13 protein-coding genes and 1 tRNA gene are annotated in these 22,503 nt (G+C 69.3%); 6 read left to right on the top strand and 8 right to left on the bottom strand.

All coding sequences use genetic code 11. From position 1 onward, the window contains the following. Window positions 1-6: 6 nt before the first annotated feature. The 4 genes from UA74_RS07965 to UA74_RS07950 form a co-directional block, all read right to left on the bottom strand. Window positions 7-5,325, bottom strand: a complete 5,319-nt coding sequence (locus UA74_RS07965; protein WP_157442188.1) for a hypothetical protein — start codon at window positions 5,323-5,325, stop codon at window positions 7-9. A gap of 49 nt (window positions 5,326-5,374) precedes the next feature. Further along, window positions 5,375-7,051: an energy-dependent translational throttle protein EttA gene (gene ettA, locus UA74_RS07960; protein ID WP_075739696.1), complete on the bottom strand. Its 1,677-nt coding sequence runs from the start codon at window positions 7,049-7,051 to the stop codon at window positions 5,375-5,377. Between the two features lie 205 nt (window positions 7,052-7,256). Then, on the bottom strand, window positions 7,257-7,682 hold the full coding sequence (gene ssb / locus UA74_RS07955; RefSeq protein ID WP_075739695.1) for a single-stranded DNA-binding protein: 426 nt from the start codon (window positions 7,680-7,682) through the stop codon (window positions 7,257-7,259). A gap of 179 nt (window positions 7,683-7,861) precedes the next feature. Next, window positions 7,862-9,898, bottom strand: coding sequence for a cytochrome c oxidase assembly protein (locus tag UA74_RS07950; protein WP_075739694.1), 2,037 nt, complete (start codon window positions 9,896-9,898; stop codon window positions 7,862-7,864). 381 nt (window positions 9,899-10,279) lie between these two features. Between UA74_RS07950 and UA74_RS07945 the strand changes: the two genes are divergently transcribed. After that, window positions 10,280-10,352: transfer RNA gene (locus tag UA74_RS07945), tRNA-Arg, on the top strand. A gap of 2,913 nt (window positions 10,353-13,265) precedes the next feature. Further along, window positions 13,266-13,601, top strand: a complete 336-nt coding sequence (locus UA74_RS07940; protein WP_075739693.1) for a helix-turn-helix domain-containing protein — start codon at window positions 13,266-13,268, stop codon at window positions 13,599-13,601. Between the two features lie 152 nt (window positions 13,602-13,753). Here UA74_RS07940 and UA74_RS34180 read toward each other — a convergent pair whose 3' ends face one another. After that, a complete protein-coding gene (locus tag UA74_RS34180; protein WP_318533296.1) occupies window positions 13,754-14,224 on the bottom strand; it encodes a fatty acid desaturase family protein in 471 nt (156 codons plus the stop codon). A 287-nt stretch (window positions 14,225-14,511) separates the two neighbouring features. Continuing rightward, window positions 14,512-14,670, bottom strand: a complete 159-nt coding sequence (locus tag UA74_RS34175; protein ID WP_318533295.1) for a hypothetical protein — start codon at window positions 14,668-14,670, stop codon at window positions 14,512-14,514. A gap of 697 nt (window positions 14,671-15,367) precedes the next feature. Between UA74_RS34175 and UA74_RS07930 the strand changes: the two genes are divergently transcribed. The 3 genes from UA74_RS07930 (at window position 15,368) to UA74_RS07925 (ending at window position 18,082) form a co-directional block, all read left to right on the top strand. Further along, a complete protein-coding gene (locus UA74_RS07930; protein ID WP_075739692.1) occupies window positions 15,368-15,571 on the top strand; it encodes a cold-shock protein in 204 nt (67 codons plus the stop codon). Between the two features lie 403 nt (window positions 15,572-15,974). Continuing rightward, window positions 15,975-16,571 (top strand): DUF6292 family protein, encoded by a 597-nt coding sequence (locus UA74_RS33390; protein ID WP_232237670.1) that lies wholly within the window; start codon window positions 15,975-15,977, stop codon window positions 16,569-16,571. Between the two features lie 635 nt (window positions 16,572-17,206). Further along, window positions 17,207-18,082, top strand: coding sequence for an aldo/keto reductase (locus tag UA74_RS07925; RefSeq protein WP_075764141.1), 876 nt, complete (start codon window positions 17,207-17,209; stop codon window positions 18,080-18,082). Between the two features lie 55 nt (window positions 18,083-18,137). Here UA74_RS07925 and UA74_RS07920 read toward each other — a convergent pair whose 3' ends face one another. Continuing rightward, complete coding sequence (locus tag UA74_RS07920; protein WP_075739690.1) at window positions 18,138-19,817, bottom strand: Na+/H+ antiporter; 1,680 nt, start codon at window positions 19,815-19,817, stop codon at window positions 18,138-18,140. A 280-nt stretch (window positions 19,818-20,097) separates the two neighbouring features. Between UA74_RS07920 and UA74_RS07915 the strand changes: the two genes are divergently transcribed. Next, complete coding sequence (locus UA74_RS07915; protein ID WP_198042963.1) at window positions 20,098-20,709, top strand: MDR/zinc-dependent alcohol dehydrogenase-like family protein; 612 nt, start codon at window positions 20,098-20,100, stop codon at window positions 20,707-20,709. Window positions 20,710-20,715: 6 nt separating this feature from the next. On the opposite strand, the gene UA74_RS07910 is transcribed toward UA74_RS07915, so the two are convergent. Continuing rightward, window positions 20,716-22,425: an alpha/beta fold hydrolase gene (locus UA74_RS07910; protein WP_198042962.1), complete on the bottom strand. Its 1,710-nt coding sequence runs from the start codon at window positions 22,423-22,425 to the stop codon at window positions 20,716-20,718. Window positions 22,426-22,503: the final 78 nt, after the last annotated feature.

Raw genomic sequence — 22,503 nt, 5'->3', positions numbered from 1 at the left:
CCCGCCTCAATCCCCCGGAGGTGTCCAGACCTGATCGTCCTCCGAGTCGGCTACGACGTCGGACTCCGGTCCTCGTCGGGGCGGCAGGACCGCCCAGTCGCCACCGGCCTGCTCCGAGGCGACGGAGGACGGGGTCTGGCTGCCGGTCTCCCGGCCTGCGACCTCCGATTGAGGCCTGGCGTTGTCGACGAACGCGGCGGCCCCGAGCTGATTCGCCCCAGGCGGAACCCCGTCGCCGCTGCGCTGCCGGGGCGGTGTGCCCGACTCACCGGGAACGCCGCCGGAATCGCGTGCGGCCTGCGGCGGCTGCCCCGACTCGCCCACTCGCGGCGCGGGCGGCGGCACGGGCAGCTCCAGCCCTCGCAGGCTCGACTCGTACTCCATCATCGCGTCAGCCAGGAGATCCCCGATGCGTAGTGGAGAACGCACTCGGCGCAGTCGACCGGTGCTGGTCACATCGTCGCCCGCTGCCGAGCGCGACACGATCGGCTCCGGTACGGACGTGGCCTGCTCCGGGGTGCCTGCGGCAGGCAGGTCGCCGTACTCCGCCTGGTCCGGGACGGGCGGCGGTGTCTCGGACGGCGTCGACTCGGAGTGCGACACCGACGGCGAGTGCGCAGGCGGCGGTGCTTCCTGCGGAAGTGCCTCCTGCGGAGTTGCTGCTCCGGAAGTGGCGACTGCCTGCCAAGGCTCGGCGGGCGAAGACTCTGCTCGCGGAACGGATGTCTCCGGAGTCGTCGGCTCCGGAACCGGCACTGCGTGCGGAGACACTGCTCCGGAGTTCGCAGCCTGCGGGGACTCGCCGTCGGGCGTCGCGCGGCCCGCTTCGAACTCGACGGCAGGCGCCCCGGTGCCCTGCCCCGGCCTGCCGAGCGCGATCCCGAGCGGTGGGGTCCTCGGCTCGCCGGGATCGACGGACTCATACCCGGACGCGGAGGCGGCGATCCGGGGGATCGGCTCGGTGGGAGCATCCGAGAAGTCCGCGCCCGTCCACGGTGTCGGCGTCGAGCCTGCGGGCACTCGGTCGGTTTCCGCAGGCGACGACTCGGCGGCGGGGCCCGGTATCTGCGGCCCGGACGCGGAGCCTGCCGCAGTCGCGGGCACGTCGTCCCGAGCCACGGCATCCCTCGAGCCACGCAATTCGAAGCCCGGCACCGCATCGCTCCCTGACGCACCCCCCGGCGTCGAAGCAGCGGAGAGATCGGCGGCGTCGGGCGTGACTCGGGGTGGCGGACTCACCCCGAGGTCGGGGTCCGCCGCCCCCGTCGCTGCGGCAGCCGGATCGGACGGCCCAGGACGCACAGCGCCAACAGACGTGGACGAGTCCACCCCGCCGACGTCGGAGCTGATCGCCGATCGATCGCCACCCGCCGATGCCGGGCTGCCCTCCTGTTCCGCAGTGGTGGAGCCGACGTTCCGAGGAGGCACGGCCGGACCGCCGACGGCCCACGGAAACGAGGTCGCGGGCGAGGACGAGAGCGACAGGCCTACACCCGGTTCCCGGGCGGGACGCACCGGGATGCCCGCAGGCGGCGTCGGGGACTCGCTCGCGGCGAGCGTCTCCGCCCGCGCCGAGGCAGGGTCGCCGCGGAACGCAGGCTGATCAGGCGTGGTGGTCTCTCCGCGATCCGATCGGGCCGAGGCGACGTCGAGAGGCAACGCCCGTTCCCACTCCGGTGCTGCGGTGGCCTCGGCAGCGTGTGCCCGACGGCCGGAATTCGCCGACCGGCCCCCCGACCGCCATTCGGCTGCTGCTGCTGCGTCCCCTGCTCCGCCGGAGGTTCCGATGGCGGTCCCTGCGGACCCTGTCTCGGGTGTCCGGCCGTCGGCGTCGTCGTCGTGCGACGCGGATGCCGCCGCATCGAACACGGCCGGGTCGACGGGTCCCGACGGAGGGGACGCCCCCTCCGGTTCGACGGCCTGCGCTCGGTGGGATGCCGGGCTCGGCGGGGCGCCGCCCGCAGCGGTGCGCGGGCCGTCCGTCATGACGGCGACATCCAGCGGATCACCGGTCGGCCGCGTGGGTTCCGGCGACTCGAAGCCGGGTGAGGTCTCGGTCGGAGGAGTCGTCGACGGTTCTGCACCGAAGCTGCTCGCCGCGCCGACATCGGCTCCCTTGGCTCGGGCGTGGTCGGCACCACCACCGCGTTCCTGAACCGGTGGAGGCAGATCCTGAACCGAGTGGACGTCGGCTTCGGCGCCGGGAGCAGGCGCAGGCGGGGCGGTGGGGGCGTGGTCGGTCGGGTCGTCGACAGGACCGGTGACGGCCGGGTGCTGCGCAGCGGGCGCCCGGGCCGTCGGGTCCTGATATTCGGGCTCTCGAGACGCGGAGTCCCCCGATGCGGGGTGCGTGGCGGCGGGCTGTTCGGCGGGCTCCGGGCGAGGCGGTGACGGCATCGGCACTCCGACGCCGAACATGCCGAACGGCATGGGGGGCACCGGGTCCGCCGGCTCCTGATCCTCGTCGTCGGCCCGTTCGTAGGCGAGCAGCGGATCGGTGGTGCCGATGCCCCGGAAGAGCGCCAGCGAACTCGGGGCGAGGTCGATCTCCCCGCCCATCGCCGCCAGCTCGCTCAGGCTGAAGCTGGGCAGCGTGTCGCCGCTGGTGGGCGGTGTGTCGTCGCGGATGACCGGCAAGGGCGCGGTGATCTCGTTCGCCAGTGCCGCATCGTCGGGCAATCCCGATACGGCAGGAGCACCCGACACCGGCATCCCCTGCGGCGGGGTCGGCTGTTCTCCCGGCCTCGCCGCCCAGGACACCGGTCCGCCTGCGGCAGGCGCGGGTTCGGCAGCCCATGACGGAGCGGACTCGGAGCGGTGATCGGCTGCGACGGGCAGTTCCCCGCCGCCCGCCGCCGCGCGCCGCGACGGCAGCGGCTCCGCGGCGAAGGTCGCGCCGAGCGGCCCGGACGTCTGTTCCTCGTCGTGCCGGTCCGACCGCCGAGACACTACTGAGGGCGTCGCAGGCGGGTCGAAGCCCGCCTGCCTCCCGGACGTCGCCTGCCCGGCTGCGCGCTCCACCCCGAAGGCCGGACCCGTCCCGCCTGCTGCGGCGAGCTCGGACTGCACGCCTGCCGAAGCGACGGCCTCGCCCACTGGTTCACGGCCGGAGACCACGCCGGAATTCCCCTCGAAGCCGATGGGGGGCGCGGGGTGGACCAGCTCGGAAACCGCAGGGGCCGACGCTGCTGCGGCCCGGTCGGACGTCTCCGCAGAGGTGTCGCCACGGCGCGAGATGTCGGCGGAACTCCTCACCTGATCGCGGGGCGCCGAGGGGGCCGACGAGCCGGACTCGGACCCCGCGCCGGGCTCGACGAACGTCCCCGGCGGGGGAGCATCGGCGTCCGATCGGCGCGCGTCCATCTGGCCCGCACTCACCTCCGTCGAGCCGGTGAACACCGTGTCAGCGGGCCTTTGGTCGGCAGGCGCCTCGCCAGCAGGACCCACGTCAGCCGGACCCACGTCAGCGGGCACAGCGGCCGTCCGCCCGGCCGAGGCTTCGGTCATCGGTGTCGACGGCGCGGGACCGTCGAAGCTCTCGGCCGTCACATGCCAGGCCTGCTCCGTCGCCGCAGGCGCGCCGACCTGCCAGTTCGACGGCAGGGCCGGGACGTGTCGATCGGCGGGCTCCGCTGCCTGCGGCTGTGCGGCGGCGGGCTCCGCCGAAGGGATCGAAGCGACGAATTCTTGTGCGTGGGACTCCCCGCCCGCATCGTCCGGGCGCCGCGACGAGAAATCGTCCGCAGCTGTGCGGGGCTCGTCGCTGGTCCTCGGCGGGGCTGCTGCCCAGCCGGTCACCCCCGATCCGCCGTCGATCGAGTCGACCACGGCCGGGTCCCCCTGGTCGGCCCGCACCCGCCAGTCCGGCAGGCTCGGCGAGGCCGATTCGCGCGCTGGACCGCCAGGCGGTGGGAGGTCCTCCGCGTCGCGCTCGCCGCCCGCACCCAGCGTCGCCGCAGTGTGCGAGTCGGTCGCCCCGTGCCGACCGCGTGGCGCCGAGAGCGCCGCCCGATCCTGGTCTGCCGCATCCCGCACTGCGACTCCCGGCGGCAGGGTGAAGGCCGCCCGGATCGGCTCGCCGCCGGGTGCGACGGCCTGACCACGGGCGTCACCAGCGGAGTCGTCGATGCGCCACGCCACCGACGCCCCGCCGGGCTGTGCCTCCGCGCCGTCCGCAGTCTCGGCCGAACCCGGGACCGGGCTCGACGTCGCGGTGTACGAGGAGTCGATCACCGGCCCCGACTCGGCGTCCGGCCGCAACAGGCCGGTCAGGGTGGCTTTCAAGGCTGCGGCGTCGCCGAAGCTGGACGAGAACTCCGCAGCCAACTGCAGCCGGGCCGCGCTGACGGCTCGCTGCCTACGCTGCTCGGCGGCGTGCGCGGCGCGGAGGCAGCGCAGCGCCTCGGGCAACTCGTCGACGGCCTCGTAGAGATACGACAGGGCCTGCAGGCTCTCCGAGAGCAAGGGGTCCAGCCCGTGCCGTCGAGCACCGGCCGCCGCCTCCAACAACAGCTCACGTGCCGTCTCCGGCCGGCCGGCAGGCAGGTGCAGTCTGGTGGCCAGCACCACCCGAAGCCAGCCGACGGCCGAGGCCGACGCGGCTCGGACGGGCCGGTCCAGCGTGGCGCGGCAGACGTCCACGGCCAGGTCGGTCCGCCCGCCGTCCAGCAACAGGTGGGCCCGTTCGAGCATCAGCCGCGCATGCGCCTGTCCGCTGTCGGCCGCCGCGCCCCGGACGCCGTCCAGCAGGTCGAGCCCGTGGAGCACGCACTGCTCGGACCGTCCCGGTTCGCCTCGCCTGCGGTGAAAACCCGCCCGCAGCGCCTGGATCATGGCCTGCCGTAGCAATACGTCGTCTGGGTGCAGCGCGGCATCGGACTCGTACAGCCGATCTGCTGCGGACAGCGCCTGGGACCATCCCTCGTCCCGGCTTCCGCCGGGCAGACACTCCGCGAGTTCCAACAGACCTGCGGCGCGCACGTCGGATGCCAGACCGTCGTCCTCCAACACCGGCCGCAGCAGCCCGAAGGCAATCAACGGGGCACCGACTATCCGCGCGCTGTGGGCCAGTTCGACCCGCAGCGGCGCGGACAGCTCGGTGAACCGCTCGACCTCGACCTCACGGAGAGCTGCGATGCCGCGCTCGACGACCACCACACCTCGTCCGAGCCGATTGAGGGCGAACAACGCCATCAACTCGGCGGAGAGTCTGCTGCGGTGATCGCCCTCCTCGGTGGCGAGCCTGCGGGCTCGCTCGCCCGCGAGGAGGGTCACCTCCGGTGCGCTCCAACGGAGTCGCCAGGCGAGCTCCAGAGCGGAACCCACCTCGCCATTCGCCGGTGTCGCACCCCAGGCGGACGCCACCATGCTCCGTTCAGTCGCGTGTCAGTTTGCGTCGGGTGACGCGGTGCGGGCGCGCCGCGTCGGGTCCGAGCCGCTCGACCTTGTTCTTCTCGTAGCCCTCGAAGTTGCCCTCGAACCAGTACCAGCTTCCAGGGGCGTCCTCGGTGCCTTCCCAGGCGAGGATGTGCGTGGCCACCCGGTCCAGGAACCAGCGATCGTGCGAGATCACCACGGCGCAGCCGGGGAACTGCTCCAAGGCGTTCTCCAACGAGCCGAGGGTCTCGACGTCGAGGTCGTTCGTCGGCTCGTCCAGCAGGATCAGGTTCCCGCCCTGTTTGAGGGTGAGAGCGAGATTCAGCCGGTTGCGTTCGCCGCCGGAGAGCACGCCCGCAGGCTTCTGCTGGTCGGGTCCCTTGAACCCGAAGGCACCGATGTAGGCACGGGAGGGCATCTCGACGTTGCCCACGTGCATGTAGTCGAGTCCGTCGGAGACCACCTCCCACACGTTCTTCTTGGGGTCGATACCGCCCCTGTTCTGATCAACGTAGGACAGCTTCACCGTCTCGCCGATCCGGACGGCACCGCTGTCCGCCTGCTCCAGCCCGACGATGGTCTTGAACAAGGTCGTCTTCCCGACCCCGTTCGGTCCTACGACGCCGACGATCCCGTTGCGGGGCAGGTCGAAGGAGAGCCCGTCGATGAGCACCCGCTCGTCGAAGCCCTTCTTCAGCTTGTCGACCTCGACGACGACACTGCCGAGTCGCGGCCCCGGCGGGATCTGGATCTCCTCGAAGTCGAGCTTCCTGGTCTTCTCGGCCTCGGCGGCCATCTCCTCGTACCGGGCCAACCGCGAGCGAGACTTGGTCTGTCTGGCCTTGGCATTCGATCGGACCCAGGCCAACTCGTCCCGCAGCCGCTTCTGCAGCTTCTGGTCCCGCTTGCCCGCGACGGCGAGCCGCTCCGCCTTCTGTTCCAGGTAGGTCGAGTAGTTGCCCTCGTAGACGTACGTCCGTCCCCGGTCGAGCTCCAGGATCCAGGCGGCGACGTTGTCCAGGAAGTACCGATCGTGCGTGACGGCCAGTACGGCACCGGTGTAGTTGGCCAGGTGCTGTTCCAGCCAGAGCACGCTCTCCGCGTCGAGGTGGTTGGTCGGCTCGTCCAGCAGGAGCAGGTCGGGCTGGGAGAGCAGCAGCTTGCAGAGGGCGACCCGGCGACGCTCACCACCGGAGAGGACCTTCACGTCGGCGTCCGGCGGCGGGCAACGCAGGGCATCCATCGCCTGCTCGAGCTGGGAGTCGAGGTCCCAGGCGTTGGCGTCGTCGAGCTCCTCCTGGAGGGCGCCCATCTCCTCCATGAGCTCGTCGGTGTAGTCGGTCGCGAGCTGGGCGGCGATGTCGTTGAAGCGGTCGAGCTTCACCTTGATCTCGCCGACGCCCTCTTCGACGTTGCCCAGGACAGTCTTGTCCTCGTTGAGCGGCGGCTCCTGCTGAAGGATGCCGACCGTGTATCCGGGCGTCAGATACGCCTCGCCGTTGTTGGGCTGGTCGAGTCCCGCCATGATCTTGAGGACGCTGGACTTTCCAGCGCCGTTGGGCCCCACCACGCCGATCTTGGCGCCTGGGTAGAACTGAATGGTCGCGTCGTCGAGGATGACCTTGTCCCCGTGCGCCTTGCGGACCTTTTTCATGGTGTAGATGAACTCGGCCATGCCGGCGATCGTAGAGCGATGCCCGTAGGCGAGACACCTCGGACGGCCTCTCCGAGTCCCCCGCCGGGCATCGGCGGATCGACAGCGCCCGCGCGCAGGCAGGCCAGGGCGCGTGTCCCTGATCCCACGAACGGCGACTCGAGGCGGCGAAGCCCCGAAGAAGCCGGGCTGAGAGCGGGTCGGGGGCCGCCCCCAGCCCGACGTATCAGGTGGCGACCGCCAAGACGGGCTCGGCCGCCGTCTCGCCGCCCGCCTGTTGTTCGGAAGCACGGGCACCATGCCGCTCCGGAGCAGCACGGCACCGGGTGAGGTCCGGTCCGATGGCCGAGGCCGTGAGCTCCGTGCAGTGCCGCCGTTGCCCGTCCACCGCGTACTCACGGGTCTGCAGCCTGCCGTGCACGATCACCGGATCACCTTTCTCCAGCACGGCGATCGTGTGCTCGGCGAGCGTCCGCCAGCAACGAACCGTCACGAACAGCCGGTCGCCGTTGACCCAGTGCCCTCGGTCGCGGTCGTACCGGCGTTCGGTGCTGCTCAACCGGAAGCTGGCCGCCGCCACTCCCTCGGGGCTCCGGCGGAATCGCACTCCGCTGATCAGGTTGCCCATGATCGTGATGGTCGTCTCGTTCATCGGTGCGCCCTTTCCGGGTGTGATCTCCCTGCCTGCCGGGCAAGTGCTGAGATCAGGATCACCGGGACACGTGACGACCGCAACGAAGACCCCGCCTGCCTGTGGACAACCGAAGACATGTGGACGACACGCCGACACGAGACCGGTAGTCGGGCGTTGCGAACGAGGTGTTGTGGTATTCAGGGCCGTTCAGACAGGTTCTTGAGCATCTCGTTGTAGGCCGCGCGATCGGCGTCGCCGTCGCCGTCAGCGCGGCGGTCGTCCCGCCGTGCGGCCCGCCCGTCGGTCCGAGCCCACTGCACCAGCAGCGCGATCAGCACCACCACCACCGGAATCTCCCCGGCCGCCCAGGACAGTCCGCCGCCCAGTCGCTGATCCTCCAGCAGGTCCGTCGCCCAGGGCAGTGCGAGGCTGCGATAGAACGTGTCGCCGATCACGGTGCTGGAACTCATCAGCGCGATGCCGAAGAAGGCGTGGAATGGCATCGACGCGAACAGCAGGCCGAGCCTGCCCAGCGGCGGCAGATTTCTCGGAGCCGGGTCGACCCCGATGACCAGCCAGTAGAAGAGGTAGCCGGTGACGAGGAAGTGGGCGTTCATCGCCAGATGCGCCCAGTGCTCTTGCAGCGCGACGTCGAAGAGTCCCGAGAAGTACAGGATGTAGAACGACCCGACGAACAGGGTGAACACGATCGCCGGATGGGTGATCACCATGGTGGCTCGCGAATGCAGCGCGGCGAGCAGCCACTCGCGGGGGCCGGGCGGGGCATCGCGCCCGGCGGCGGGCAGGGCCCGTAGCGCGAGGGTGACCGGGCCGCCCAGCACGAGCAGGATCGGCACCAGCATCGCCAGCAGCATGTGGGCGCCCATGTGCACGCTGAACATCGCGGGGGCGTAGCGACCGATGCCGGAGGACGTCGCGATCAGCAGCGTCGCGCAGCCCGCCAGCCAGGCGATCGTGCGGCCGAGCTGCCAGCCGTCGCCGCGCTTGGCGAGCCTTCGGACCCCGTACAGATAGAGCCCCGCGAGCACCAGGGCGACGGTCCCGAAGATGAGGTCGAACCGCCAGTCCAGCAGGAGGGCCGTCAGGGTGGGCGGCCCGTCCAGGTCATAGCCGAGCGCCACCTCGGTACTGGAGGGCCCGACCGGGTCGAACTCGCTCGGCGGAGGCGTCTGTCCCAAGGCCACAGACACGCCCACCGTGCCGAGCATGATGAGCACCTCGACCGAGGCGAGTCGGATCAGCGTGCGGCCGGAGCCTGCGGCCACGACATCCGCCACACTGCGCCTGCGTTGGAAGTATCCGACGACGCCCAGCAGGATCAGCGCCGCGATCTTGATCAGCAGTAGCCGCCCGTAGACCGTCGTGAACAGCTCGCCGATGCTCACCCGGACGAGCCCGTTGATCGTTCCCGAGACGGCCATGACGATCCAGCAGACGAGGGCGATGCGCGAGAACCGGGTCGTCGCCAGCGCGAGATGTGATCCCCGCCGGAGTCCGTGGGCGAGCAGCGCGATCAGGCCGCCCACCCATAGGGAGGCGGCGTAGAGGTGCATGAGCAGGCTGTTCGTCGCGACGTCGTGGGCGCCGCCGGTCGCCGAGTGCCCCGTGACGACCACCGGCAGCATCCCGGCCAGCGCGACGGCGAACGCCGCCAGCGCCCACCGCCAGGTGAGGATGAAGCGACAGGCGATCGCCACCGCCAGGGCGATGCCCCCGGTCAGCAGCCACGCCCCGGTCTGCTCCAGCCTGGGGATGAGGGAACCCAGGATCTGCGGTTCGAGCACCTCGTCGAGCGGACGTCCGACGGCCTCCGCCACGAACAACGGGACCACCAGGGCGGAGCCGACCGCCCACACGACCGCCGCCCAGCCCGCAGTCCGCACGGCGGCATAGCCGTCTGCGGCGAGCATGCCGGACGGCTGCGGCGGCACCAGGAACGCGGCAGACAGCAGCGAGCCGATGCAGACGATCGCACCGAGCTCGGCGATCACCCGGACCGCAGGCAGTCCGAGCTGGACCAGAACACCGGGATCGGGCAGTCCGAGCGAGGCGTAGAGGTCGTCGGCGAACAACGCGGTCAGCAGGGCGGCGATCAGCACGGCGAACATCGCGCCCGGCAGCAACAGGCTGACCAGCGCGGTGGCCCGGCGCCGACGCGACCCCGTCGGGTCGGACTTCGGCAGCTCGCTGGTCGAGGACGTCTCGGGAGGCACCTCACGAGACTAGGCATCCGGCCTGCGCGCCCTGGCCCCGGCGTCGCCACCGGAGCACGCGCACAGGCAGGCACGTCCCTCGACTGTGACGTAGGCAATAGGCGTGAGCGGCACGCGGACCATCTCGACGCCCGAGCGAGCCGAGGGTGGATACTTGTCACCAGGCCTGGACCGAGCGCAGCAGGTGGGCACCATGCGACCGGCTCAGGGCACTGCTCACGCCGAGAAGGGAAAACCGCTGTCCAGAATGCCGCGTGCACGGTCGACTTCTCACCGTACAGCGATGCCGAATCAGTTGGATACCGGCTCGGCAACAGACGCGCGCCAAGGCTGAACAAGGACTTCACGCGGGTTACCCTGGCCGCGCGTCGAGCACAGAACGCCTCCGTAGCTCAGCGGATAGAGCGAGAGACTTCTAATCTCTTGGTCGCAGGTTCGAGTCCTGCCGGGGGCACTCCAAGGATGAGAACGGGAGCGGTGCTAGCCATGGCACCCTCCTCGTTCTCGTTGTCCTGTTTGCGCTGGTTGAGTCGCTGCTCTCGGTCGAACGGCCAGTTCCGGTGGTTCGTCAGGAGCCAGACGGCCGGGTGGCGTCGTCGCGGCGCTCGTGTTCCCGAGCCAACGCTCACACCCCCTTGTCCGATCATGTACCGGTTTTCGATCCTGAAGTAGCTGGAGTTCAGGACGCGTGGTGAGTGCACGCGCCTGCGGCAGCATTTCCAGGACGGGGTTCCAGGGCTCGGTCGCGTAGGCGATCGGGACGCAGTGCTGCGCGGCGAAGCGTTCGCGATCCAGGACACCAAACGGATCGCGCGACAGCCGCTCCGCCTTCTCGCAGGTCGTAGCCCGGTTCCGGGGTGGACAAAGACGCGGCCAGCTCGCGCCACCCGCCGTCGCCTCGGGGTAGTCCCCGCATCGTGCAGCAGCACCGGGTCCACGTCGGCGTCGCCGTGAATGATCTCCGGGTCGACGAAGGTGGTGTCGTCGGCCGTTGGGGCCCTCCTGCGTCCAGCCCTTGTCGATGTCCTGATCGCTCACCGGCCTGCGGTCCGCGTGAACGCGCAGGTAGTCCCCAATACGGAGAGCCGAGGCGGGTTTGGTGAACCCGGTCGCGCGCACCGGCGCCTTCGGCGTAATGGTCGGCGTTGCCCACGCGACGGGCTGCCGGAGCGGTTCCGGAATGCGTCGGCGCGGTGGCGGCTTCACCCCGGCGGGAACAGCACCGGGAAACAAGAAGCTGAGCGCGGGTGGCCACCAGGGGTGCTGCCGGTCGTGTTGTGCGCGGTGCTCGCTGGCCCAATCAAGCACACAGACGTCGCCACTGCTCACCACAACCGGCCCCGGCGCGCCGTGGCACCACATCACCGCCAGCGAGAGCCCGTCGACGTAGGCGCTGTCGAGGACTCGTGACGCGACCTCAGCCGGAACGCGTTCAATTCGCGCCACCCGGGCGAAGCCTTCGTCGACGGCACGGCCGTAGGCGGGAGGGCGGACTGTTGCGAACTGGAGATAGTCGCCGACCAGCAGGTTCGGTGAGTCTTGTGGTCCACGCGGACGCACGGCGCCTCCGTCGGGTTGTCGATGGTGCTGGCGAGGAGGGGTCCAAGGGTTCGCCGAGTGTCCGCGGTGGCGGCCGGGCACGCCGAATTTTGGCGGGCATGGGGGCCGCCAGGAGCACGTCGGTCACCTGGTCAAGGGATAGCTGTCGCGGGCTACCGCCGTTAGAGTGACGCCTTCACGATATCCTGGTTACCACTTCGCGAGGATGAGTAATGGAGTCTCAGCAGGCACAGCCGAACGGAACGCCCGGCACATCGCCGTTTCCTCGTGAACCGACTCCGCTCTTCGACGCGATCATCTGCGGCCTCGGACGAGAGATCCCGCCACCCGCCGATCGTCAACCTGCCGCCTCGGCAAGCAATGTGGCATCGCACTGACCGCGTACGCCACATTTGCCGGCTGGCTCCACACTTCCCCGCTCCATCGAGTGACCGTGTCCAGGGTTACCTGCCAGATTCCGAATGTTGACAATGTGACTGGCTGGGTCGTGCAGCCGGTCTCCCACGGGTTCCGGCCCATCAGTCGCCCCAATGCTGGATGATCAGCCTGGCGATCCGCGCCGCCAGCTCCGGCAGTGCCGCGCGTTCCGCTACGGTTCCCGACCGGTGTATCGAGCGCGGAATCGATGAACTGCACCCGGGTCGTCGTCGGCCCAGCGCAGGAACCGCTGTTCAGGCGGCGAGACCTTCACTGATGGCGAGCTGGCACGCGGCAGCGATGCGGATGGTGAACTAGTCCGTCCCGGTGTCGTGCACGCGGGCGAGGGGCAGAGTGTCGCCGGGGACGTTCGTGCCGACGTAGTCCATGGCGCGGCCGAGCACGTGCAGGTAGAGGTGAGGGTGGGGCGGCCTGGTGCCGAGCCTGCCGCGGCGAGTTCGGCGCGTATCTCGTCCTGGTGGTGTCAAGCACGGCTGATCCCCAGGGATCGACTCTCATCGCCGCGATGGTGGCGCGGACCGGTCCGGTCACCCAGGTCTCGAGCGGTATCGGCGCGCACATGCTCACGCGTTCCTCTCGTCGTCCGGATGTCGGCTGGCCCGGAGCAGGCCGGACATCTGCTCAATCCGGTCACCAGGCGAGGTATGGCCGCTGACCTGCGGCGCGCTGGATCAGACATTCCCTCACCTGCCGTCCAGTAAATCTATGTCGCCAGGGGTAGACATTCAACTGCCGCAGGGTGTACTGTTCCCCTTGTTCAGGGAGAGACAGCGTCAGATGGCGCGGGAGATGACGTAACTGCCCGCGAAAGGACAAGCGAGACCGCCATGCGGGACGGAGCCGATCACGGAAGGGGTTCCGGCTGGTGGCGGCCCCGGGGCCGGGTAGTGAAGACGAAGCAGTGGCGGCCCTGGTGCAGCAGACGCGGATGAGCACGAGTGTCCGCGTGCAGTGATGTCAGTTCGCAGTATGCAGTAAAGAAGACGGGCGGATGCGGGCCAGGCAGCGCACGGGCCAGCCCCGCATTCCCCAGCGACATCAGGCGTGCTGGGACCGATCTTGGTAAGGGGTTCCGGCCGGTGATGACCGCAGCGGTACCGAGTAAGAGAGAAACACAGAAAAGAAGGGACAGGGCACATCATTGGATCGCCCGCTGCGGCTGTGCAGTAGCGCCGCGCGGGTACCGCAGTCCCATCGGATTGGAAGGTGGTTCTCGGTTACGATTCAGCGATCCCCGCACAGTTCGCTTTTCGGCTGGATGCGGGTACAACAGTCCGGCGTGGATGCCGGTTGGCAATGATGAAACCCAAACCCCTGGGACCCCGGGTGCCTGTACGGCACCCGGGGTCCCTTGTGATGTGGAGGTGGAATGATCCCTGACCAACACGACCCGGCCGTGCCGGATGGCGGGGCGGACAAATTCGACGACGAGGACTACCCCGCCTACACCATGGGCCGCGCCGCAGACATGCTCGGCGCAAGTCAGAACTTTTTGCGCAGCCTCGACGAAGCCGGTCTGATCCAGCCGCAACGCTCCGCTGGCGGGCACCGGCGTTACTCCCGCCGCCAGTTGCGTATCGCCGCACGGGCGCGGGAACTGGTCGACCAGGGCACCGCCGTCGACGCGGCGTGCCGGATCGTGTCCCTCGAAGATCAGCTGCACGAAGCCCAGCAGCAAAATTCCAGTCCCCAGCGCGCCGACTGACACCGTGGGTGTGCCGCCCTCCGGCGGTACACCCATAACAGCTTGAGGGAAAGTTTGTCTGATCTCGCCGGCGTGAACCCACCAGTTCCGAGACCGCGGACCGGACGTCCGCCGACTCTGGCTTCCGCGCGTTGAACGTTTCCGGTTTCCGGTCAGAGACCGCGAGCATGGTCTGCGGCACGCAGTGGTGCGCCGAGCTGATGGAGGTGGCCGAGGACCTGCCGGTACGAGTGCAGCAGTCCGGTTTCGGCGTAAGGGATCTCGTGGCGGCGGCAGAATCGGTCCACAATCGGCTGAGCGCGGCGCAGGTGCGGGCGGGGCATGTTCGGGAAGAGATGGTGCTCGATCTGGTAATTGAGCCCGCCGAGCACGAAGTCGATGGCCTTCCCGCCGCAGACCTTGCGTGCGGTCAGCACTTGCCGGTGCAGGAAGTCGACCGGCTGCCCAGTCATCGTGGGCATTCCCTTGTGGTTCGGCGCGAACGAACAGCCCATGTAGATACCCCAGAGGGCTTGGTGCACCGCGACGAATGTGACCGCGAGACCGGGTGAGAACACGAGAAACACTGCGGTGAGGTAACTCGCGACGTGCGCGGTCAGCAGTGCGCCTTCCAGGCGGCGCATCTTCGTCTCACCGCGCCACACCGCCCGAATTCCGGAGACGTGCAGGTTAAGTTTTTCGAGGGTGAGCAGGGGAGGAAGAGGAACGCTTGGCTTTTGGCCATCCAGCGGCGAAAGCCCTGTTCATGCGGGCTTGCCGGCTGGTGAAGGCCAGTGCTGGGATGTCGAGGTCGGGGGTTCCTCATGGTTCGGGTTGGCGTGGTGACGGTTGTGCCCGTCGATCCACTACTGGTAGCTCATCCCGACCAGCCCGCCGTGCACGACACCGACCGCGTCGTTGGGACGCCTGGTCAGGAAATCTGCTTGTGCCCGGCATCGTGGCCGACGAACGCCAGTTGCGCGAACACCACGGCTAGGAGGACCGCGATCAGCAACTGCCACCACGTGTCGCTCAGGAACGCGAACCCGACCCACGCTCCGGCGAACACCGCCATGTTCGCGATGATCACCGCTGCGTAGTAGCCGTGGCGGCAGCGCAGCAGCCCCGACCCTCGCGGACCTCGGCGAGCAGATGGCGATAGGAACCCTGCGCGCTGTCGTTCACCGGCGCCGCGTCGCAGGCGCTCCGGCGGCAGAGGAGGAAAACCGAACGCCACGGGTACGGCGCTGATCGGCGTCGGAGAGCGTGTGTCCGGCGGCGTGCGAGACGGGGTGGCTGAACAGCACCGGCGAGACCGGGGCACGGGTGCTGCGGGAACGTACGGGTGTGCGCGACAAAAGAAACTCCTTGGGAAGGGGCCGGGCAGGTGAACACGGCCAGCGGTGACGCATGAGCACCGGACGGCAGCGTCGAGCAGGTCGGTGCGCCGTCGTCGGGCAGAGGCTTGGTCGCAGGTCGGACAGCGTCGTCAAGGCTCCTCGTGACCCAGGGTCGACAAGCGCGGCGCGAGCAGGCAGGTTCTGACGGTACGCGCATCGGCGGGCCACCGCGAGCACGGGGCGGGCGGACCTCGCTTGACGGCCCGCCCGCCCATGTGCTCCACTGCATGTGGTTGAAGATTTTTGTGCTCGTTGTTCCCGACGCCGCAGAGGTTTTTGGCGAGCGTCGCCTCGGTGCCCTTTCAGGCTTTCCTTGGTTTCACGCTCGCAGTCCGGCCGCCTCGCACGAGGCTGTGCCGCAATGTTCGACGCGACAAGGAAACGTATATGTCTCAAGGCACTGTGAAGTGGTTCAATTCCGAGAAGGGCTTCGGATTCATCGCCCCCGACGACGGCGGCAGCGACGTGTTCGTCCACTACTCAGAAATCACCGGCAGCGGTTTCCGCAGCCTCGACGAGAACGCCCGCGTGCAGTTCGACGTCGGCCAGGGCAACCGCGGCCCGCAGGCCACGGCGGTGTCGGTCCTCTGACCACCACCACGCCCGCCCACCCGCATCTCCATAACGTTCGGCGTTCCAGGTTTCGCGGTGTCGATCCTGACCTCGACCCCACCTCGCCAAGCGAAGGGCCGGCGGCGCAGTTCGTCTCCTCCCGTGCTCGCCACCTGCGCGAGCACCAGCATCACCGCGCCCGCGCGGCACGCACGGTCGCCCGCATGGCGCGCGACCCGCATGACGAAAGCCTCCTCTTGTCCGTTTGGGACATTGAGCCCACTGCCGACATGGCGCCGAGCTTGGATTCCGCGCTGGCGGGCTACGTCCGCCGGGTAGCCGAGCAGATTGGCGCCCCGTCGACGCGGTGACACACGAAGTCACCGCCACCGCCTACCTCGGCCTCGCCCCCTAGTACCACCGAGCCCCGCAGCGCGACCTGATGCTCGTCTGGGACGAACGACTCGGCTGGTCCATCGCGATCGGACCACGCGGCAACGACCACTCACCCGTGATCCGCCGCCTCTGCGGCCACATCGCACCACCACCCTGCACCGTCGCCCCGTTTGTCATCAACGTCCTCGACGGACACCACAACTGCCAACTCAGCCCAGTACCGCCCCCACTCGACCGGGCAACCCTGGCGGCGCACCTGAGCACACTCCCGCGCAGCGTCCCGGACGCCGACTCGAGCGCACCCGGCGTCCGACAGCTATCTCTGGCAGGCAGTTACCGATCCTCGCCGAGCAACAAGCATCGCGATTCCCTGGATAGCGATCGGCTTCGCACCAGGACATACCGAGGTTTCAGCCGGAAGCGTTCGAAGCCCTTGCGTACGGCCATGGCCGGTCCGTGGGTTCATTGGCTAACCAACGACCAACTGCTGCATCTCGTGGAGGCGGCGAGCCACTTGGGCGGCGACTCACCGCCATCCCTGCGGCTCGTGCTGGCGGGCGCAGCTTGGCGCGGTGATGGGGGTCAGCCGCTCCACCGCTCAGTATCGCCACGAGAAGGCCGCCAAAAGTGGTCGGACGACTAGTTGGGACTGTCAATTCCAGTCAGACCATGAAGCGATCACTTACTACCTCAATGTTCGTCGAACTTGGTGCAGCGTTCTTCGGCCGAACCTCCGCCACTAGAGCCCGCGATGTTGTCGCGCCAACCCGAAGCTGCTTCCGGAGCGTCTCCGCGGAGATCGGAAGCCGGCAACGTCGCCAGTGTTCAGCGTCCGCGCGGCGAGCGCTCTCTACGAGACAGCCGAAGAGCAGCATAGCGTCGATCTTCGGCTGCGAGTCGGGGTGCGCGTAGCGTCCCAGCCAAGGCTGACGTGCACGCCGAAGGACGTCCCCAGCGATCGGGGCCGGGGGAGTTCCTCCGCGTCGTCGCATACGCGGGTGATGGCTTGAGCACCGGTAGACTCACCTGCCGGAGAGCGACGATCAGGGCACGGACAAGGCAGCGCAGACGCGGGCGCTGCGCGGACCGCTGCGGAGATCGACGCTGCGGGAGCTCGGCACTTCGACCGTGGGCATCAGCCAGGTGAGCGAGGTCGAACACTTGCGGCGCAAATCGCTCGACCAGGTCGTTTCCGAGTCTTTGCAACGTCGGGCGACGACGGGGTACTGACCGGCCCTCCCACGTGCGGCTGGCCGCTTCTCGCGTGAAGGTACGCCCATGAAGCTCACGTTGAACAACGGTGTCGAGATGCCCGCCCTCGGTTTCGGTGTCTTCCAGACCGCTCCCGAGGAGACCGTCACAGCGGTCGAGACCGCACTGCACACGGGCTACCGGCACATCGACACCGCGGCCGCGTATGGCAACGAGCGCGAGGTCGGCGAGGCCATCCAGAGCTCAGACGTGGACCGGTCCGAGATCTTCATCGAGACCAAGCTCTGGATCAGCGACTACGGCTACGATCAGGCCCTGCACGCCTTCGACAAGAGCGCAGGCAAGCTCGGCGTCGATCGGATCGACCTACTGCTCCTGCACCAGCCGCTGCCCACCCGGTTCGACCTGACCCTGGATGCCTACCGGGCGCTGGAGAAGCTGCTCGCCGACGGGCGGGTACGGGCGATCGGCGTCAGCAACTTCATGCCCGAGCACCTCGACGACCTGCTCAAGAACACGACGGTCGTGCCCGCGGTCAACCAGATCGAGGTGCACCCGTACTTCGCGCAGCCGGACGTGCTCGCCGCAGACGCCGCGCACCGAATCCTGTCGCAGGCGTGGTCGCCGATCGGCGGCATCACCTTCTACCGCGAGGGCGCGGGGGGCAGCACCCTCGAGGACCGGACCATCATCGGCATCGGCGAGGCACACGGCAAGACCCCGGCTCAGGTGATGCTGCGCTGGCACTTGCAGCAGGGCCGGTCGGCGATTCCGAAGTCGACCCGTCCAGAACGGATCGCCGAGAACTTCGACGTGTTCGACCTCGAGCTCACCGACGTCGAACTCGCCGCGATCGACGGACTCGGTCGCGGGGTGCGGCGTGGCCCCGAACCTGCCTCGATCACCCTGGCGAGCGCCGGGCGGGACATCCCCGAAGCCTGACCGCCGTCCAGGAAACGTCGCTGCGCAGCACGCAGGACAGCGCTGGGGTTCGCCGTCAGCCCAGGGGTTCGGTGCCGGTGAGCCGCAGCTCCTCGATGTCGAGGCGGGTCTGGATCTGACGGGCGACCGCGTCGTCGATGACGCCCTCACGGCGCAGACGAATGAGGACCGCACGTTTGCGGTCGAGGGTCGCCAGCCGGAGTCGGGTGTATTCCTCGTTGCGGGTCAACGGCGAGTCCGCCTGCACAGGCTGCGGTGCGGCGGACACCGCCTCTCCACCGTCGGGAACGATCTCGGCGGGCTCGGGTCCTGGTCCGACCGTCGTGTCACTCGACCTGTTCGCCCGGGCGTCGATGAGATCAAGGTGCTCGTGATAGTCGCGGGCGAGCCGGTCGTGGACCTCAGCGCTGATGCCGTGTTCGACCGCGAGGTCGGGCAGGGCGGCGACGGCTGCGGTGGTGATCGCGTGTTCGGCGATCCTCAGCTCGTCTTCGGCGGCGCTGTCGTCGGGAAGCCGGGGCCGCGCCCACCGGACGACGACCGGCAGGAGTGGTCCCTGCACGAGCAGGGTCAGAACGATGACGCCTGCGGTGGCGAACACGATCTCATCGCGTCCGGGGAAGGCCTCGCCGTCGTCCAGCGTCACCGGCACGGACAGGGCGATGGCGAGTGAGACGGCGCCACGGAACCCGGCGACCGCGCTCACCACACGAGCCCGGTGGCTCATCCGGCGGGTCCGCTGGGACGGCCGCCGGTCAAGCAGGCGGATGAGGGAGACGCTGACCACCTGGAATAGGAAGCGGACCACGAACAGCGTCAGCCACACCGCCACGATGACCGTCAGCGCCCAGCCGATGCGCGCGACGTCCATCTGCCGGGACACGACGTTCACCTCGAGGCCGATGAGCACGAACAGCGCCCCATTGAGGAGGTAGGCCCCGAGGGGCCACGCCGATTCAGTCTGTCTGCGGGAGGCGGCCGTGCTGATCCGAGGGGCGACGAAGGCGACGAGAAGACCGGCGACGACGACCGCGAGGACACCGGAGGCTTCGATCAGCTCGGCCGACAGGAATGCGGTGAACGGCACCAGCAGCAGAGCAATGTTGATCACCGTGCTGTCGCGGAGCCGCCGCATCACCAGGTACGCCGCGCCCGCCACCACCGCGCCTGCCATCACGCCGCCGAGGTAAGACAGCAGCACCATCCCGGTGACGGCCAGTGGCGTGTAGTGGCCACCTGCCGCGACCCCGACGGCGATCGCGTAGAGCACGAGCGCCGTGCCGTCGTTGGTGAGGCTCTCGGCCTTCAGCAGCATGAAGTTGCGATGCGGCAGCGTGCGGCCCAGCGCGGCGACCGCGGTGGCGTCGGGTGGGGCGACGGCCGCGCCGAGGATGAGTGCCGCCTGCCACGGCATCCCCAGCAGGTGCGCGACCCCGGCTACGGCGAACGCGGTCGCGACGACGAGGACCGTGCTCATGAGCACGATGCCGCGGAAGTCCCGTCTGATCGACCGCAACGACGTCGTCAGGCTCTCCCAGAACAGCATGACCGGCAGGAACAACAGCAGCACCGTCTCCGGCGGCAACTCGACCTCGCGCAGCGCGGGTACGAAACCGAGCACGACACCGAAGACCAGCAGCAGCAGCAGCGGCACCGCGACGCGCAACCGAGGGGCCAGCACGGCGCCTGCGAGGACGGTGATGCCGAGCACCACCGTGAGTTCGAGCCCGCCCACCCGGCGCTCCTCCCGATCAGGCGCTCTCTCGAGCGCTCACCACGTGGACGCCGCGGTGCCTGCGGGCAGTCATGAGTCGCCGGTGTGTGCGTACCGGAGGCGAAAGTGGAGCGGCACCGCCCCCGATGGCCGTCTCGGTCACCGCGCGAGCGGTGCCACCACAGTGTCATCGTCGACAGTGGTCGATACGGCGATGTAGTTCATGGCGTGGCAGGTCATGCCATCCGATCGGATGACATGAAGCCATGCCGGCCCGTTCGGGCCGAGCCACAGCGCGACCGTGACGTCCCCACGGCTGCAGCCGGCGTCCACCCTGTTGGGGAACGCCCTGACCGCTCGGCTGGCGCTGGACGCGCTGGCCGTGCCGCGCGGCGGGACCGTCGCCGTGACCGGTGCGGCCGGGGCCGGCGGGGGGTACGCGGTCGAGCTGGCCAAGGCCGACGGGCTGACCGTGATCGCAGACGCCGCCCCGGCCGACGCCGAGCTGGTTCTCGGCCTCGGCGCCGACCACGTCGTCGACCGCGGCGACGAGATCGCCGATCGGACTCGCGGGCTGGCGCCCGACGGGGTCCCCGGACTTCTGGACGGCTCGATGCAGACCACTCAGGTCGCCCCGGCTGTCGCCGACGGCGGGGCGCTGGCCGAGGTTCGGGGCTGGGCGGCCCGGCCGAGCGCGGCATCCGGGGCGACCCGATCATGGTGTCGGACGCCATCGAGGACACCGCCGTCGTGCTGCCCGATGACCCCACACGCACTGACGTCTGCCGCGCGGGTCCGCCTGCCACTCGCAGCGGCCACGGCGAACCATCCGGGTCGTCCGCCGCCGTGCGCACCGCTGCATCGGCAGGCAGGCCCACCCCGGAACCAGGTGAGCCTGCCTGCCCTGCTGTGACACCGGTCATCGCCAGACGGACCGGCCTTCGACGGCGTCGAGGACGCGTGCCTCCTTGGTGTCCGCGGCGAACGGATCGGGTGTGTCGGTGCCGTCCGCCGGAACGGGCGGCCGAGGATCGCCCGTGCATTCGGAGTTCGCGGGCGGGAGGGCGCCGTTGATCAGGTAGTCGTCGACTTTCTGGGTCACGCAGGCGTTGAGCCCGTAGTGCCCGTGTCCGCCGCTGTCGCGAAGGGAGATCAGTCGGTGGCCGAGCGTCTCGGCCATCGCGGGGCCGCCTTCGTACTGGGTGGCGGGATCGCCGTCGGCCTGGATCACGAGGCCGGTGGGATAGCCGTCCCGCTCAAGCTCGACAAGGTCCTCGGGCGGGGTGAACGACCGGAAGGTGCAGTTGGTCGGCGCCGCACCGATGATCCCGCTGCCGTTGCCGTCGGCGTACGGGTACTCGTCGCGGTAGCGGCGCATGTCGTCGTAGTAGGTCTCGAGATCGGTGGGCCAGTCCGCCTCGCAGGTGACCGCCTCGTACACCCCTGGATCGACCTTGGGGGTGTCGTCCCCGGTCAGGAGGCCGACGGCGGCACCGGCGTCCGCAGACAGTGCCGTGCCCTCCGAGGCAGACCGCAGCTCCACGACCACCTCGGCGACGACGTCCCAGACCGGCCGGGGTTGGACGGCCGTGGCCAGGAACCGGTCCAAGGTGTCCCCGTCGAACTCCGTGGACCAGTAGGTGGGCCAGTCCGCAGGCCGTTCACGATCCAGCGTGACCGGCTCGGCCGCGAGGCGGGCGGTGAGTTCCTCGGTGGCGGCAAGCACCTCCTCCTGGGTCGTACCCAGGTGGTAGGTGTCATCGCGTTCGGCGACCCAGCCTGCCCACTGCTCGACGTTGAACCGGACACCCACCGACTGCTGTCTGGTCTGCTCGTGCCAGATCCAGTCCGGGTGGATCGAGGAGTCGAGCACGCTGCGGTTCAGCTGTGCGGGAAAGAGACTGCCGTAGACCGCGCCCAGGTACGTACCGTAGGAGAACCCGAGGTAGTTGATCTTCTCCTCGCCGAGGGCGGCTCGGATGACGTCCATGTCCCGCGCGGTGTTCGCCGTGTTGATGTACGGCCGGATGTCGCCGCCCGCCCGCTCGCAGGCCGCCTCCTTCGCCTGGGCGTGTTCGGTGAACTCGGCGAACTGTTCATCGGTCGGGCGGGTGTGTCGCGGCCGGTGGGGGACCCGGTCGCAGTAGAGCCGGGAGGCCCGGCCCACTCCCCTGGGCTCGAAGCCGATCAGGTCGAAGTGTGCGGCGATCTCCGTGTCACGAACTCCCAACGGCATGGCCAGTCCGCCGCCGCCGGGGCCGCCCGGATTGAACAACAGCACGCCCTGCCTGCGGTCCGCGTCGCCCGCCGTGATCCTGCTGACCTCGATGTCGAGGGTGCCGTCAGCGGGCTCGCCATAGTTCACCGGGACGGTCACCATGGCGCACTCCATGAACTTCCACTGACCCTGCCAGGGGTCGACGATGATGCCGTCATCGGGTTGTTCCGAGGGATCCGGCGGTGGCGGGTCCGCACACTGCTGCCAGTCGAGCTGCTGTCCGTAGAAGTCTTCGAGGCCGTCCGGCGTGGCGCTGCTCGGGGTCACCACGGTCCCGAGTCCGACCGTGACTCCCACTGCGAGTACGACGCTCGCGAGGGCGCTGCGTCGTCCTCTCCCTGCTCTGCTCACTATTCGCCTTCCTCCATGCCGACGACGAGTACGAAAGACGGTATGGACAGCGGTGTTTCACGGGCATTTCGCCGCCTG

This window comes from Actinoalloteichus fjordicus, assembly GCF_001941625.1.
GTDB lineage: Bacteria > Actinomycetota > Actinomycetes > Mycobacteriales > Pseudonocardiaceae > Actinoalloteichus_A > Actinoalloteichus_A fjordicus.
Note: the sequence above shows the minus strand (reverse complement) of the source record. Positions and strands in the feature narration are given on the sequence as shown.

Coding starts and splice junctions, on each gene's coding strand:
- UA74_RS34180 (WP_318533296.1), bottom strand. CDS start 14,224: ATGCGCCGCCTGGAAGGCGCACTGCTGACCGCGCACGTCGCGAGTTAC.
- UA74_RS07930 (WP_075739692.1), top strand. CDS start 15,368: ATGTCTCAAGGCACTGTGAAGTGGTTCAATTCCGAGAAGGGCTTCGGA.
- UA74_RS07940 (WP_075739693.1), top strand. CDS start 13,266: ATGATCCCTGACCAACACGACCCGGCCGTGCCGGATGGCGGGGCGGAC.
- UA74_RS07925 (WP_075764141.1), top strand. CDS start 17,207: ATGAAGCTCACGTTGAACAACGGTGTCGAGATGCCCGCCCTCGGTTTC.
- ettA (WP_075739696.1), bottom strand. CDS start 7,051: ATGGCCGAGTTCATCTACACCATGAAAAAGGTCCGCAAGGCGCACGGG.
- UA74_RS33390 (WP_232237670.1), top strand. CDS start 15,975: ATGCTCGTCTGGGACGAACGACTCGGCTGGTCCATCGCGATCGGACCA.
- ssb (WP_075739695.1), bottom strand. CDS start 7,682: ATGAACGAGACGACCATCACGATCATGGGCAACCTGATCAGCGGAGTG.